Source organism: Flavobacterium davisii (assembly GCF_019565505.1).
In the GTDB taxonomy this organism is placed as follows: domain Bacteria; phylum Bacteroidota; class Bacteroidia; order Flavobacteriales; family Flavobacteriaceae; genus Flavobacterium; species Flavobacterium davisii.
In genome coordinates this window covers 2,480,277-2,495,593 of the sequence record NZ_CP067378.1, presented here as the reverse complement: position 1 = coordinate 2,495,593, position 15,317 = coordinate 2,480,277, and the positions used below count along the sequence as shown (strand labels likewise).

Genomic DNA, 15,317 nt, shown 5'->3' with positions numbered 1-15,317 from the left:
ATGGAAATAAACATAGCATTATTATCAGGAGACGGCATTGGTCCAGAAGTTACAAAACAAGCTGTAAAAGCACTAAAAGCTATAGCTAAAATATACAAACATACCTTTATTTTTAAGGAAGCTATTGTAGGAGCTATTGCAATAGACACAACTGGTAATCCGCTACCCGAAGAAACTTTAAAACTATGCAAAGAAAGTCATGCTGTCCTTTTTGGAGCCATAGGCGATCCTCTATATGATCATGATCCTAAAGCAAAAGTAAGACCTGAACAAGGATTGCTAAAATTAAGAAAAGAATTAGGACTGTTTGCCAACATTCGTCCGATAAAAGCTTATGAAACATTACTTAGTAAATCGCCCTTAAAAAGAGAGATTATTCAAGGAACAGATATGATAATTTATCGAGAACTTACAGGCGGTATTTATTTTGGAGAAAAAAAAATTAAACGAGGCAGGTACCATAGCTTCTGATTTATGCGAATATTCAAAAGAAGAAATTGAAAGAATTAGTCATCTTGCTTTTAAAGCAGCTCAAACTAGGAAAAAGCATCTTACTTTAGTAGACAAAGCAAATGTATTAGAATCATCTAGACTTTGGAGAAAAGTAGTTACAGAAATAGCAAAAGATTATCCTGATGTGATATTAGATTTTTTATTTGTAGATAATGCCGCTATGCAAATAATTTTAAACCCCAGTCAATTTGACATCATCTTAACAGAAAATATGTTTGGTGATATTCTTTCAGATGAAGGGAGCGTAATAGGTGGGTCAATTGGTTTATTAGCTTCGGCTTCTGTAGGTAAAACAAATGCTTTATTTGAACCCATTCATGGTTCCTATCCCCAAGCTAAAGGAAAGGACATTGCAAATCCTATTGCCTCTATCTTAAGTGCAGCTATGCTTTTAGAACATTTTGGTTTGTATGAAGAAAGCGCCACTATTAATAAGGCTGTAAACAAAGCATTAGAATCAAAAATAGTAACTGTAGACTTAAATAAAGATTTGAATTATTCAACGGAGGTTGTTGGAGACACTATTGCTGAGTTTATTTTGAATAAGAACATTGAAATTAATAATATTGAAAATTTAAAAATAGGTAAATCAGTATTAATTTAGTTCTTACTTAAATTATATGCAACCCAGATTTCAAGAAAGTATTGTTCTTTAACAAATAAGAGTGAAGCCTATGAATAAAATGGTGAATTTATCTCCTTCCAGATTTTGGCTGAAATGAAAAAGGCTTCCAAATGGAAGCCCTTTGAGACAATCAATGATCAAACACCATATTATCTCGTATAAAATAATTTTAGCTAAGTTAGATAGAATTATGCTGTAGACTCTATTTCGTAACGAAACTTTTCAAAAAATTCAAATGCTCACTCAAAATTTTAAAAGAAAAAATAAGAAACTATTTTGATGATTAAAATGAAGCAGATTTACCTCATCAATACACTTCGTTCAAGTTTAATACGGATTTGGGGTTCAAATAAAATTACTTCAAAATATTATTAATTAATATTAAAAAAATTACCAATCACCGCCAGCACCACCACCTGAAAAGCCGCCACCACCAAAACCGCCGCCAAAACCACCGCTATCTCCCCAATTACCACCAAAAGACCCGCTACTACCGCCGCGTCCCATACGACTTAAAATGATAATATCACCTAAATCTAATCCACCCCCACCTCGATTATTTCCATTTCCTTTGTTCTTAAAAACAATAATTAGGATGATGATAATTAGGATTATAAAAAAGAGTATGTCCCCCATATCTTCTCCACTTTCTTTCTTTTTCCGTTCGCCTTTAAACTTTCCTTTTAGAGCTTGAATAATAGCATCCGTTCCTTGATCGAGACCTGCATAATAGTTTCCTTTTTTAAATTCGGGTATTATATAATCTCTAACAATTTCACCTGTTATTCCAGCTGTTAAACGATCTTCTACTCCATAACCGGTGAAATCCAAATTTTTCGTTCTTTTTTTGCCAGAAGCAAAATTACACCATTATCCTCTTTCCCTTGTCCTATACCCCATGTATGTGCCCATCTAGGGGCTAACAAACCTATATTTTCTCCTTTGAGTGTTTCAATAGAAATAAATACAATTTGGGAGGTTGTGGAGTCTGAATATTTAATTAATTTTTCTTCTAATAATTTACTTTCATTATCAGATAACACTTTAGCATAATCGTATACACTGGTTTGAAAACTAGGTTTTTTTGGAATATTAAATTGCGCCCAAGAATAATTTATAAAATAAAACAATAGAAATAGGAAGCAACCTAATTTGTTGTTTAATATATGCTGTTTAGTGTTTTTCATTTTAACCTTTAGATATAGCATCAGGCAGTTCATTTTTATCTGTTTCAGTCCAAGGAAAATGTTTTTGCAATTGTTCTCCTGCTTTTAAGATTCCTTCTATTAATCCTTGTTTAAAGTTTCTTTGTTTAAATTGTTCTAAAATAACATCACGTGTACTTTCCCAAAAATTAACGGGTACTACATCATTTATCCCTTTATCACCATAAATAGCAAATATTTTAGATTCTACAGCTATGTATACTAAGACACCATTACGCAATTGGGTCTGATTCATTTTTAAAAAATGAAACACCTCTTTAGCGCGTTCTAATGCTACTAAAGAAGTGTTTTTTTCTATATGTACACGAATTTCACCAGAGGTTAAGGATTCAGCTGTTCGAATAGCCTCTACTACCGCTTCTTCATCTGTTTTTGATAAAAAATCTTCTACCGTTGACATTACTTTTTATCGGTTTTATCATCAAAATTGAACTCTATTTTAGGAGCATTTTGTGCTTGTGGTTCTGCGTCAAAATAAGGTTTTTCTTTAAAACCAAACCAACCTGTAAAAATGCTATTTGGAAATATCTTCACGTGTTTATTATACGGCTTAATAGCTTCGTTAAAGCGTGTTCTTGCCGTTTGAATGGTATTTTCTGTACTGGTTAACTCATCTTGTAATTTCAAAAAGTTTTCATTTGCTTTAAGTTGTGGGTATTGCTCTACTGTAACTAATAAACGAGACAATGCAGAAGAAACTCCACTTTGTGCTTGATTAAACTGCGTTAATTGTTCTGGTGTTATATTACTAGGATCTACTGTGATTTGTGTTGCTTTAGAACGTGCTTCCATAACGGCTGTCAAAGTTTCTTTTTCAAAATCAGCGGCTCCTTTTACGGTACTAACTAAATTACCAATCAAATCACTACGACGTTGATAAGAAGTTTGCACATTACCCCAAGCCTCTTTTACATTTTGGTCTAACTCTACTGCTGTATTGTTAATTCCTTTAAAATATGAGTATCCTATTAAAATTAATACTCCAATAATAATCCAAGGCAAAAATTTTCTCATAATTGTCAAAATTTATTTTTTAGAATCTTTTTAATTTTTTGTGTTAAAAAGGAAAAACAAGCATCCCTGTTAAAAAACAATTTACAAATTAAACAAATAAACCTATTTTTTTAATATTAAAAATTGCATATTGTGATGAATCAAACATTATTTTTTAACTGAACTAAATAAACAGTCTTTTGTCATATTATTCATTCTTTAAAATTTAGACGGAATATGGATCCGATTGTTACAATCTCTATAGTCTAATTTTAATTACAGATTATTTTTTATAAAGAGTAACTGTTCTTTAACAGCTTCCAACTTATTAATAATTGCTAACTTATCTAAGGCTTTTTTTTGTCCTTCTTTTAGATGAATTTTAGCCCCTTCTAAAGTAAATCCTCTTTCTTTTACTAAATGATAAATGAGTTGTAAATTTTTGATATCTTCCGGAGTAAACATTCGATTTCCTTTTGCATTTTTTCTGGGTCTTAGAATATCAAACTCTTTATCCCAAAAACGAATTAGGGATTGATTTACCCCAAAAGCTGTGGCTACTTCGCCCATCGTATAATATCGTTTATTTTCTGGAAGATTTATCTGCATAAATGTTTAATAGCTTAAGTTTTCCTGTGTGGGCATTTCCCCTTTAAACATAAAACAAAATTTAGTCAAATGATTGATTTTCTTGTGTTGCCATTTTAGCAATAGCAGTATATTCCACAGCCGAAATATTTCCGTAATAAAAATTTATAGGATTTACTACACTTCCATTTTTATGTACTTCGTAATGTAAATGAGGTGCCTGACTACGTCCTGTACTTCCTACAAACCCGATGATATCTCCTCGTTTTACTCTTCTACCTAGTCTACAATTATAACGACTCAAATGCGCATATATAGTTTCATATCCAAATCCGTGATTAATTACGATATGATTACCAAAACCAGAGGCTCCTGCATCGGCTCTACGTACCACTCCATCGCCAGTTGCAAAGACAGGAGTTCCAGTTGGAGCCGTAAAATCCATTCCTTTGTGCATTTTTCTTGCTTTGGTAAACGGATCACTTCTATAACCGAAACCTGATGCCATTCTTTTTAACTGCTCATTCTTTACAGGTTGTATGGCAGGAATAGATCCTAAAAACCTATCTTTTGATTTGGCCAAAGATAAAATTTTATCTAATGATTTTGATTGACCTACCAAGCTCTTTGAAAGTCCTGAAAGTCGAGTTTCAGTACTCACTATTAGCTGCTCATTATTCATAGCAAGCAAATTCTTAAAACGTGCTTTGGATACAATTTTTTTATCCTCATTAGTTTCACCAGGACTTGCCATATTAAAATAAACTTTGTATATATTGTTATCCCTTTCTTCAATACTTGCCGGGACTTCATTAAGCTGGTCTATCTTTTTGTTTAGGATAACATAATTTAATTTTAAATTTTCTAATTCTCTCGCCTGCATCTTATCTTTAGGTGTACTAAAATAACCTAAATCAGATATTAAAAAGAAAAATAAAAAGCCAAAAAGTACAGAAGCTAATAAAAACAATATTCCAACTCCTACTTTGCGCCCTTTCTTTGGTTTTATTTTTCTGTAAGCCAGACTCTCTGTGTCATAGTAATACTTAACTTTTTTCGACATATTTTTAATTAAAAATCCTATTTTTGCACTCGTTATGACAAAGTAACAATTATTATACGAATAATCTGGAAAAAATGTTTCAAAAATTAATGATATTATGCCCATTTTGACATCCTATTATTTTAATATTTCAGATCATTCATCTCGCTGCTGTTAGTCGTTTTCTTTCGAAACCTTCACTATAACTCCATCGAGACTGTAAAGTATGATGAAAATTTTAAATATATTTTTTAGTTTATCTGAGTAAGGAAAACCTTAAGCTTTTAAGCTTTAAACTTTTAAACAAAAGATTAATGAAATCACAAGACATTCGCAAAGCGTATTTAGATTTTTTCAAAAGCAAAGATCACTTAATTGTGCCTTCTGCACCTATCGTATTAAAAGATGATCCTACCTTAATGTTTAACAATTCAGGTATGGCACAGTTTAAAGAATTTTTCTTAGGTAACGGAACACCTAAAAGTTCACGTATAGCCGATACTCAAAATGTCTTCGTGTTTCAGGAAAACACAATGATCTAGAAGATGTAGGTTTTGACACTTATCATCATACTATGTTTGAAATGTTAGGAAACTGGTCTTTTGGCGATTATTTCAAAAAAGAGGCTTTAGCTTGGGCTTGGGAGTTTTTAACAGAAGTGCTAAAATTAGACAAAGATCGTTTATACGTTTCCGTTTTTGAGGGAAATCCTTCTGAAAATGTCCCTTTTGATCAAGAAGCTTTTGATATTTGGAAACAATATGTTTCGGAAGACCGAATTATTTTAGGAAATAAAAAAGATAATTTTTGGGAAATGGGCGATCAGGGTCCTTGCGGTCCTTGTTCTGAAATTCATATCGACTTACGTTCTGACGAAGAAAGAACTAAAGTTTCGGGTAGAAGTTTAGTAAATGATGATCATCCACAAGTCGTAGAGATTTGGAACAATGTATTTATGGAGTTTAACCGCAAAGCAGATGGCTCTTTAGAAAAACTACCTGCACAGCACGTAGATACAGGTATGGGATTCGAGCGTTTGTGTATGGCCATGCAAGGAGTAACTTCTAATTATGATACCGATGTATTTACACCACTTATTGAAAAAGTAACAGAAATTACAAAATCAAAATACACCAATAATGAAATAAAAGATCTTACAGAGGAGCAAAATAGAATCAATATTGCTATTCGCGTAATTGTAGATCACGTTCGCGCTGTTGCCTTTGCTATTGCAGATGGTCAGTTACCTTCCAATACTGGGGCGGGTTATGTTATTCGTCGTATTTTACGCCGTGCTATTCGTTATGGTTTTACATTCTTAAATAAAAAGGAACCCTTTATTAATGAATTGGTAGCCGTTTTAGCAAATCAAATGGGTGAATTTTTCCCTGAAATCAAAGCGCAACAAAATCTTGTAACTCAAGTAATTCGTGAAGAAGAAGCTTCTTTTTTACGCACACTAGAACAAGGTCTACAATTATTAGAAAAAGTAGTAGCTGAAACTACTGGAACGGAAGTAAGAGGAGAAAAAGTATTTGAATTATATGATACGTTTGGATTTCCTAAAGACTTAACAGCTCTAATCCTAAAAGAAAAAGGATACTCTTATAATGAAGCTGAATTTGATGTGGAATTAGAAAAACAAAAGAAGCGTTCACGTGCTGCTTCAGAAGTATCTACAGAAGATTGGAAGATATTAATTGATGGCAATGTCGAAACTTTTGTAGGCTATGATCAGACTGAAAATGAGGTAAAAATCACACGTATTCGCAAGGTTGATTCTAAAAAAGATGGTGTTTTATATCAAATTGTTTTAAACAATACCCCTTTTTATCCAGAAGGTGGTGGACAAGTGGGAGACAAGGGATTTTTAATTTCAGCTAACGAAACAATTGAAATTATTGACACAAAAAAGAAAATAATTTAATTTTACATTTTACAAAACGCTTACCTGAAAATATAAATGCTACGTTTCAAGCAAAAGTAAACACAGAATTGCGTAATTTATGCGCTAGTAATCATTCCGCAACACACCTATTACACCGGGCATTACGTAGTATCTTAGGCACACACGTAGAGCAAAAAGGTTCATTAGTAGCTCCTAGTTACTTACGTTTTGACTTTTCTCATTTTTCTAAAGTAACAGACGAAGAACTAAAACAAGTAGAAGATTTTGTAAACACCCGTATTCAAGAACAATTACCTTTAATAGAAAGAAGAAATATTCCTTTTGCTCAGGCTCTTGAAGAAGGTGCTATGGCCTTGTTTGGTGAAAAATATGGCGATAATGTACGTGCTATTAAATTTGGCAATAGCATGGAGTTATGTGGTGGTATTCACGTAAAAAACACAGCTGAAATTTGGCATTTCAAAATTGTTTCAGAAGGAGCCGTTGCAGCAGGTATACGTCGTATTGAAGCAATTACCAACAATGCTGTAAAAGATTTCTTTACTAAACAAGAAAATCTTATTGTAGAAGTAAAAGAAGTTTTAAAAAACCCACAGGACATCATAAAATCAGTGGTTTCTTTACAAGATGAAAACGCTAAGCTGAAAAAACAAATTGAGCAATTATTAAAAGAAAAAACAAAGAATCTAAAAGAGGAATTAACTTCTCAATTGCAGTCTATTAACGAAATTGATTTTTTGGCTACACAAGTAGATCTAGATGCTAATGGGGCTAAAGATTTAGCGTATGAGCTAGGACAAAATAAAAACAATTTATTTCTAGTTTTAGCGACTATAAACGAAGAAAAACCAATGTTAACTTGTTATATTTCGAAAGATTTAGCAGAAACTAAAGGTTTAAATGCAGGCAACGTTGTTCGAGAATTAGGTAAATACATCCAAGGTGGTGGTGGTGGACAAGCTTTCTTTGCTACTGCAGGGGGCAAAAATCCAGCAGGAATAAAAGAGGCTTTAGAAAAAGCACTTGATTTTTTAAAATAATCAGCAAACGGCATCCATTTTAAACGTTCTGATTTAACATTGGGTTTGTTGTTGTTCCGATAACAATGGAGTAAATCACATTACCATATTATGTGATTTACTCTATTTATTTTTAAAGGATTTGAATCACACTCTTCAAGCATTTCATTATCTCTTACAAATTCAACAAAATCCCTTCAAGATCTTGAACAACGTGTTCTTTTTGTATCGAATGACTATTTTTTCTAATTCATGGTAAGCTAAATGCAACTTATCCAATGTTAGATTTTGCAGCAATTCTAGCAGTTCTGATTCACTTTTGTAAAGCAAATTTATCCAATCCATTTTAGGATAACTTTCTGGAAATACGCCTATTTTTCCATTATAAATACAATCCGCTTCAGCCCCGCTTACTTTGGTTTCTCCGTATATTTCATCAACCCAATAAAAAGAGGTCGCTTCCTTAATAGGACAAAGTAATAAATGTGCTTTTGAAATAACTTGGCTATACTCTTCCCAAGGAATAAATTGATGATAATGTGTTATTGAAATATTGTCATCGGAATTCTTTTTAAAGACTCTAATTGTTTTAAAACCATTTTATTTTCAGGTTTTCCTAAAAAAATAAAATGTAGCTTGGTTTGGGGTTTTAGTTTTTGAATTACGCTAAAAACCATATCCACATCTTTACGTTTATTAGACACATTACACGGGCATGACAATTTGAATGACATCCTCTTTTGGAATTTCAAATTGATTGCAATAATTCATCTGAATTAGTTCTATTTTATCTAAAAATACGCTTTGTTTTTCTATGTTTTTTAAGACTGAACTAGCAATCACGCCTAGTTTACTCGCTTTAACAATTACTTTTCTTTTAGATGCCACTTTTTCTTTACAATACAATTTTAAAAAGTAAGCTCCTTTTTCCTTCTCTTTAAAGATATTTAGCCAGGATATTTTCTTAAAAAAAAGACTAAAATTAAGGTTATGGATTAGACATAAAACGGATTTTTTTTCAAAAAGTGTTTTGTAGTCATCATAATTTCGATGTATGGTATTAACCACGACGCCGTCATAATTAGAAAAATCTGTTTTAGAAACAGAATTAATAATCGTTAAATATTGCCTTGGAATAGCACTTAGTTTATCAAAAACTTTTTGACTGACAAAAAAATGAAAATTTACACGGGGCATTTCTGCAACTAATAAATACCACTGCTCTAGCAATGCTGAGTGGGTTTCCATTTCTATAAAGGCTATTTTCTTTTTCAAATTTACAATACTGTTTGATACAAAGTTTATCACAAAATTACACAAAGTAAAAATTACTTAACATACTTTGTTTTCATATAAAAAACATTATAACTAAAAGTCCCAAAAAGTTGTTCATATTTAGCGCAAAAATAAAGATATTTGCATACTATTTATAAAAAATGGAATATTACATTGTCATACCTGCTCATAACGAGGAAAAGTTCATAGGTTTAACCTTAGAATCACTTGTTAATCAAACCGTACTACCTAAGAAAGCGGTAATTGTTAACGATAATTCTACCGATAGAACAGCTGAAATTGTTTCATCTTACATTCAAAAACATCCTTGGATTTCTTTAATTGAGAAGAAATCAGATGCTATTCACTTGCCGTGAAGTAAAGTAATTCAGGCTTTCCAAGCGGGCTTAAATACACTTGACGACGAATATGACATCATGGTTAAGGGGGATTCTGATTTGATTTTCCCTTCTAATTATTTTGAAGCAATTCTTAACCATTTTAAAGAAGATCCTAAAGTAGGTATGGCAGGTGGTTTTGCTTATATCGAAAAAAATGGTAATTGGGTTTTAGAAAATCTGACAGATAAGGATCATATTCGCGGTGCTTTTAAAGCTTATAGAAAAGAAACTTTTAAACAAATAGGGGGATTAAGACCTGCTATGGGTTGGGATACTGTAGATGAATTACTCTGCCAATTTTATAATTGGAAAGTCATAACCAATTCTTCTTTGCATGTTAAGCATTTAAAACCTACAGGAGCTAATTATAACCAAGCATCACGTTACAAACAGGGAGAAGCTTTTTACTCATTGGGTTATGGTTTTTTAATAACAGCTATCGCTTCTTTTAAATTAGCTATACGCAAAGGCAAACCATTATTATTCATTGATTATATTAAAGGTTTTTGGAAGGCCAAAATAGAAAGAAAGGAAATGCTCGTAACACCTGAACAAGCTGACTTTGTAAGAGCTTATAGATGGAAAAAAATGAAAGAAAAACTTTTTTAATCATTAAGTAAATAGTAATTACGTATCGTTCTCTAAAAGAATGATTAAAAAATAGTATTTTTACCCTTTCGTTTACTTAACTAAATTCTAAAAACTGTAAACTGAATACTACTTTATGATGTTAGTAAGATATTTATCTCAAATAGGAAGATACTTCTTAATGCTACGAGAAATCTTCAAGAAACCTACCAAATGGTCGGTTATGGAAAATTTAATTTTTAAAGAAATAGATGATTTAATATTTGATTCTTTAGGAATTGTGTCCTTTATTTCTTTTTTCGTAGGAGGAGTAGTTTCTATTCAAACAGCTTTAAACCTTACCAATCCATTAATCCCTAAATATTTAATTGGTTTTGCTACTAGACAATCTGTAATTCTTGAATTTGCCCCTACTTTTATTTCCATTATTATGGCAGGGAAAATGGGTTCTTTCATTACTTCTAGTATTGGAACTATGCGCGTTACAGAACAAATTGATGCGTTAGAAGTAATGGGTGTTAACTCTTTAAATTATTTAGTTTTCCCCAAATTAATAGCATTACTACTATATCCTTTTGTTATTGGATTGAGTATGTTTTTAGGAATATTTGGAGGATGGCTTGCCGCAGTATATGGAGGATTTGCCACAGCAGACGAATTTATGTCAGGATTGCAAGCTGAATTTATATCTTTTCATGTCGTATATGCTTTTATAAAAACATTTGTTTTTGCTTTTTTACTTGCTACTATTCCTTCTTTTCATGGTTATTATATGAAAGGCGGAGCTCTTGAAGTTGGTAAAGCCAGTACCGTTTCATTTGTTTGGACTTCTGTAGTCATCATCTTATGTAATTATATTTTAACTCAACTTCTTTTAACGAACTAATCATGATAGAAGTCCACAATATTAAAAAATCATTTGGTGATCAAATGGTCTTAAAAGGAATCAGTACCACTCTAGAGGCTGGTAAAACAAACTTAATCATCGGTCAATCTGGATCTGGAAAAACCGTATTTCTTAAATCCCTTTTAGGAATTCATAAAGTAGATAGTGGGACTATTTCTTTTGACGGTCGTATCTATGAAGAAATGAGCGATAATGATCGACGTGATTTACGTACTGAAATAGGAATGGTTTTCCAAGGAAGTGCTTTATTTGATTCGATGACTGTAGAAGAAAATATAGGTTTTCCTCTTAAAATGTTTTCTAATAAAACAAAAAAAGAAATCAAGGAACGTGTCGATTTTGTAATAGATCGGGTAAAGCTTATCAATGCGCATCATAAAAAACCGAGTGAAATATCAGGAGGTATGCAAAAACGTGTAGCAATTGCTCGTGCTATTGTAAATAATCCTAAATATCTTTTTTGTGATGAACCTAACTCAGGTCTTGATCCTAAAACTGCTATTGTTATAGATAATCTTATTCAGGAAATTACTAAAGAATATAATATTACGACTGTTATCAACACCCACGATATGAACTCCGTAATGGAAATAGGCGATAAAATTGTTTTTCTTAAAAATGGTTTGAAGGCTTGGGAAGGAGATAAATCTCAGATTTTTAAAACGGATAACGAAGCTGTCACTGATTTTGTTTATTCTTCTGAATTATTTAAAAAGGTTAGAGAAGCTGTATTAAAAGAAGAAATGTAAAAAATACAAGAAGGTATCCAAAAGTAAGGAATCAACATTTAATCTGTAATTATAGAACCAAAAACAATCGGAATCATATTTATGTAATTTCATTTGCTTGTTTCTAATTAGATTCTTTCTTTGATTATTGAAAGAGACAAAATAAAAGATTGCTGATTTTTAGGATACCTTCTTTCTTTAAACACACATCATAAATAATTAATACGTAAACACAAATTTTGCATATACGGGGTCATGATCTGAAATATCACCACCAAAATATTGAGCCATCAAACGATTTGTTGGTGTTATATATTCGGGTAGTTTATGATTTTTATCGAGTAATATATAGTCCAATGTATTATTATAATCTTTAAATCCCCGGTATTTTACTATTGTATTTTGATTAGAATAAGTCCCTCTATCTATAAGTGGATTAAAAAGGTAATTATTTACCCCATTTAAGATGGTTTTCATCTTTTGATATTCATCCGTTAGAGTATATTCTACATTCATATCTCCTGCATAAATAACAGGTTCTGTACGAGGAATCGAAAACGTTTCTTTAAAGGTTTTCATTTCGTTAAATTGTTTTTCACGAGTTAATCTACCAGGAAAACCAGGTTGTTCAGAAGCTGTATGAGTTCCCATTACATGATATTTTTTTCCATTCTTTTGAATAACAACATAAGCAACTCCTCTATTCGTTAAGCCTTCTGGCGAATTAATTCTATTTTTGAATATCATTTGATATTTTTTCAAAATAGGATATTTACTCAAAATAATAATTCCTCCATTAATATGAAATAAAGTATTCCCACAATCACCATAATACCCATCCCAATCATTAGGATATAAGGATGTTCCTTTTCCGCTTGTGCAATAAAGTCCTAACAAAGAACTCATATAAGGATAAATAGTTTTTACTTTAGCTAGAAATTCATCACCAAAACGCGCATTAAATCCTTCTTCTATAACTAACACATCAGGTGTTTCTGTTCCTAAATTTGAAATATATTTTTGTAATTCAATAGCTCTTTCTTTACTCTTGTATTGTGTCATAACATTGGGTAATTGGTAAACATTATAACTCATGACTGAAAAGGTTTCAGAAGAGTCCGTTAGTCTTTTTGTCGAATTTTTGTTATTTTCTAATAACAAAACATTTTCATCTGAGCAAGATCCGATAAGCAGTAAGCCTAATAGAAGTAATAGTTTTTTCATCTTTTAATTTTTGAACAAAACTATAGGCAATAGATTAGGAAACTCTTAATTTAAAATTATCTATTATTATCTAAATTTTTAAATAATTTACTTCAATATTAACTCAATAACAACATTTTAAGAGAATGTAAATTATTTTTCAGGAAAAAATGGAGTTTATTATTTCAATGAAATAATAGTAGTGGTTTAAGGAATTACTTTATCTCTAAATCCAACAAATAATGGCAATTAAGTTGGAGGAAATAGCACCCAATCTGGGTTTATCGAATAAAGCATTTAAAAGTAGCTGTCTAAAAAAATAATACTATTCCTATTTTTATTTAATCCTTTTACTTTTTTTAAAAAGGAAAGAAAAGTATTTTCAGAATAAATAGATGACAAATTGTATACTTTTTCAGACAGTTTTTATATTTGATATACTTAGGGTTATGATGATAAATTGGCTACTACCGTTTTTATATCTTGTTCCTTATTTTTAGGATATATTAATAGCACGTCTTCTTTATCTACTACGATATAATCTTTTAATCCATCTATTACAACTAATTTTTTTCCTTCTGTTCGGATAATATTATTATTTGCGTTTTCTAAATATACCGTAGCGTTTACTACTGCATTATCTTGTTCATCTTTAGGTAATTTATCATATAATGATCCCCGGGTTCCTAAATCATTCCAATCAAAAGTAGCGGGCAATACAAATACGTTTTGCGCTTTTTCTAAAATAGCATAGTCTACAGAAATATTTTGAGCTAATGGATAATTATCTAAAATAAAAGCGGCTTCTTTTTCGGTATTATACATTTCATACCCTTTTATAAAATGCTCATACATTGCGGGTTGAAATTCTTGAAAAGCTTTTAAAACACTTTTTACACTCCAAACAAAAATTCCTGCATTCCATAAAAAGTTTCTACTTTGTATAAACTTACGAGCTGTTGCATAATCAGGTTTTTCTCTAAATTGTTTTACTTTTTTTATGGGTCTTGAATCTAACTTATCATACTCAATATAGCCATAACCTGTATTAGGAAATGTAGGTAAGATACCTAAAGTCATTAAATTTTCATCACGTTCACAAAAATCAAAAGCATGTTGTAGGTTAGCACAAAACTGTACTTCATCCTCAATCCAATGATCAGATGGTGCCACCACAACTACTGCATTGGGATTTGCTTTTTTTATTTTAAGAGTAGCGTATAAAATACAAGGTGCCGTATTGCGCATTGCTGGTTCTAACACAACTTGTTCCTGTTTAACTCCCGGTAATTGTTCTAAAACTATCTCATTGTAACTTTCATTTGTTAATATTAAAATATTTTCTTTTGGTATGAGTTGTGAAAGTCTTGAAAATGTTTTTTGAATAAGCGTTTCTCCAGTACCCAACATATCATGAAATTGTTTAGGAAACTGTACGGTAGACACAGGCCAAAAACGAGAGCCAACTCCACCAGCCATTATAATTGCGTAATAATTTTTGTTCATAGGTTTAAAAGTAACAAAGTGCAAAGTTACAAAGATTAAAATTAATTTGGTAACAACTCTATTTCTGCATTGGGATTAAACAAATAGGTTTTTCCTGTACTTAATTCTAAACATTCAAAACGTTTTGTACGAAGGGCTATTTTTTTAAAAATCCTTCCGTTATGAATTCTAAAAACACTTCCAAAAGGAATTTCAAAAATATAATGTTTATCATTTTCTGGATCAAATTGTTTTAGTGCTAAAGCTAAGGTTGCATCGGTATCGCTACTTGCTTTTGGATTACGAAAATGTCGAGCTACTAGCGATAATAATGTAGATGGAAATATTTCAGGACGAATAAATGGGATCATCAATCTTTGAAAAGTATGTTTCCATTCTTCGCCATGTGGTTTTATATTTCGTCCATATTTTTCAAATGCTACTAAGTGTGCGATTTCATGAATGAGTGTAATTAAAAAACGGTATTCATTTTGTGAATAATTAACGGTTATGACATGTCTTCCGTTTCCTTCTCTTCGATAATCGCCATGACGAGTTACACGTTCATTTACAATTTTTAAATGTACGCGATTTGTCTTGATTAACTCAAAACACATAGAAACGGCTTTTTCTGGAAGGTATTTTAAGAGAATATCTTGCATTTTATCACCCTTTGTTTTCTAAATTTAAAGCGTTTTTATATTAAAATAGAAATCTTTTATATTCTTTCTTTGATTTCTTAATGCTTTCCTTATCCAATTAATACTGTTCTTATCTTTTATACAAGTTTCGAAATTTATTAATCAGATCGGTAC

10 protein-coding genes and 4 pseudogenes are annotated in these 15,317 nt (G+C 31.3%); 5 read left to right on the top strand and 9 right to left on the bottom strand.

All coding sequences use genetic code 11. The features are described from left to right. Nucleotides 1-1,117: pseudogene (gene leuB / locus JJC05_RS11880) on the top strand (3-isopropylmalate dehydrogenase). 411 nt (nt 1,118-1,528) lie between these two features. Here the strand turns inward: leuB and JJC05_RS11875 are convergent. The 5 genes and pseudogenes from JJC05_RS11875 to JJC05_RS11855 form a co-directional block, all read right to left on the bottom strand. Further along, nucleotides 1,529-2,325 (bottom strand): annotated as a pseudogene (locus JJC05_RS11875) (TPM domain-containing protein). Between the two features lies 1 nt (nt 2,326). Next, nucleotides 2,327-2,764 (bottom strand): TPM domain-containing protein, encoded by a 438-nt coding sequence (locus tag JJC05_RS11870; RefSeq protein WP_105196094.1) that lies wholly within the window; start codon nt 2,762-2,764, stop codon nt 2,327-2,329. Then, on the bottom strand, nt 2,764-3,378 hold the full coding sequence (locus JJC05_RS11865; protein WP_105196093.1) for a LemA family protein: 615 nt from the start codon (nt 3,376-3,378) through the stop codon (nt 2,764-2,766). The genes JJC05_RS11870 and JJC05_RS11865 overlap by 1 nt, the downstream gene beginning before the upstream one ends. Nucleotides 3,379-3,633: 255 nt before the next feature. After that, nucleotides 3,634-3,966 (bottom strand): MerR family transcriptional regulator, encoded by a 333-nt coding sequence (locus JJC05_RS11860; protein WP_127823786.1) that lies wholly within the window; start codon nt 3,964-3,966, stop codon nt 3,634-3,636. A 61-nt stretch (nt 3,967-4,027) separates the two neighbouring features. Next, nucleotides 4,028-5,008, bottom strand: coding sequence for a M23 family metallopeptidase (locus tag JJC05_RS11855; protein ID WP_235877444.1), 981 nt, complete (start codon nt 5,006-5,008; stop codon nt 4,028-4,030). Nucleotides 5,009-5,301: 293 nt separating this feature from the next. Here JJC05_RS11855 and alaS point away from each other — a divergent pair. Continuing rightward, nucleotides 5,302-7,936 (top strand): annotated as a pseudogene (gene alaS, locus JJC05_RS11850) (alanine--tRNA ligase). A gap of 684 nt (nt 7,937-8,620) precedes the next feature. Here the strand turns inward: alaS and JJC05_RS11845 are convergent. Beyond that, nucleotides 8,621-9,190 (bottom strand): hypothetical protein, encoded by a 570-nt coding sequence (locus tag JJC05_RS11845; protein ID WP_235877443.1) that lies wholly within the window; start codon nt 9,188-9,190, stop codon nt 8,621-8,623. Between the two features lie 161 nt (nt 9,191-9,351). Between JJC05_RS11845 and JJC05_RS11840 the strand changes: the two are divergent. The 3 genes and pseudogenes from JJC05_RS11840 to JJC05_RS11830 all read left to right on the top strand — a co-directional run bounded on the left by JJC05_RS11840 (nt 9,352) and on the right by JJC05_RS11830 (nt 11,835). Further along, nucleotides 9,352-10,200, top strand: a pseudogene (locus JJC05_RS11840) (glycosyltransferase family 2 protein). 115 nt (nt 10,201-10,315) lie between these two features. Then, nucleotides 10,316-11,065 (top strand): MlaE family ABC transporter permease, encoded by a 750-nt coding sequence (locus JJC05_RS11835; protein WP_060383002.1) that lies wholly within the window; start codon nt 10,316-10,318, stop codon nt 11,063-11,065. A gap of 2 nt (nt 11,066-11,067) precedes the next feature. Next, nucleotides 11,068-11,835, top strand: a complete 768-nt coding sequence (locus JJC05_RS11830; protein ID WP_105196089.1) for an ABC transporter ATP-binding protein — start codon at nt 11,068-11,070, stop codon at nt 11,833-11,835. A 198-nt stretch (nt 11,836-12,033) separates the two neighbouring features. Here the strand turns inward: JJC05_RS11830 and JJC05_RS11825 are convergent, their stop codons facing one another. From JJC05_RS11825 to JJC05_RS11815, 3 genes are all read right to left on the bottom strand, one after another. Then, nucleotides 12,034-13,038: a sphingomyelin phosphodiesterase gene (locus JJC05_RS11825; RefSeq protein WP_235877442.1), complete on the bottom strand. Its 1,005-nt coding sequence runs from the start codon at nt 13,036-13,038 to the stop codon at nt 12,034-12,036. Between the two features lie 426 nt (nt 13,039-13,464). Further along, nucleotides 13,465-14,523 carry a mannose-1-phosphate guanylyltransferase gene (locus JJC05_RS11820; protein WP_235877441.1) on the bottom strand — a complete coding sequence of 353 codons (1,059 nt, stop codon included), beginning with the start codon at nt 14,521-14,523 and terminating at the stop codon, nt 13,465-13,467. A 41-nt stretch (nt 14,524-14,564) separates the two neighbouring features. Next, the gene (locus tag JJC05_RS11815) at nt 14,565-15,164 is read right to left on the bottom strand and encodes a SprT-like domain-containing protein (protein ID WP_105196087.1); all 600 of its coding nucleotides are present in this window, start codon (nt 15,162-15,164) and stop codon (nt 14,565-14,567) included. Nucleotides 15,165-15,317: the final 153 nt, after the last annotated feature.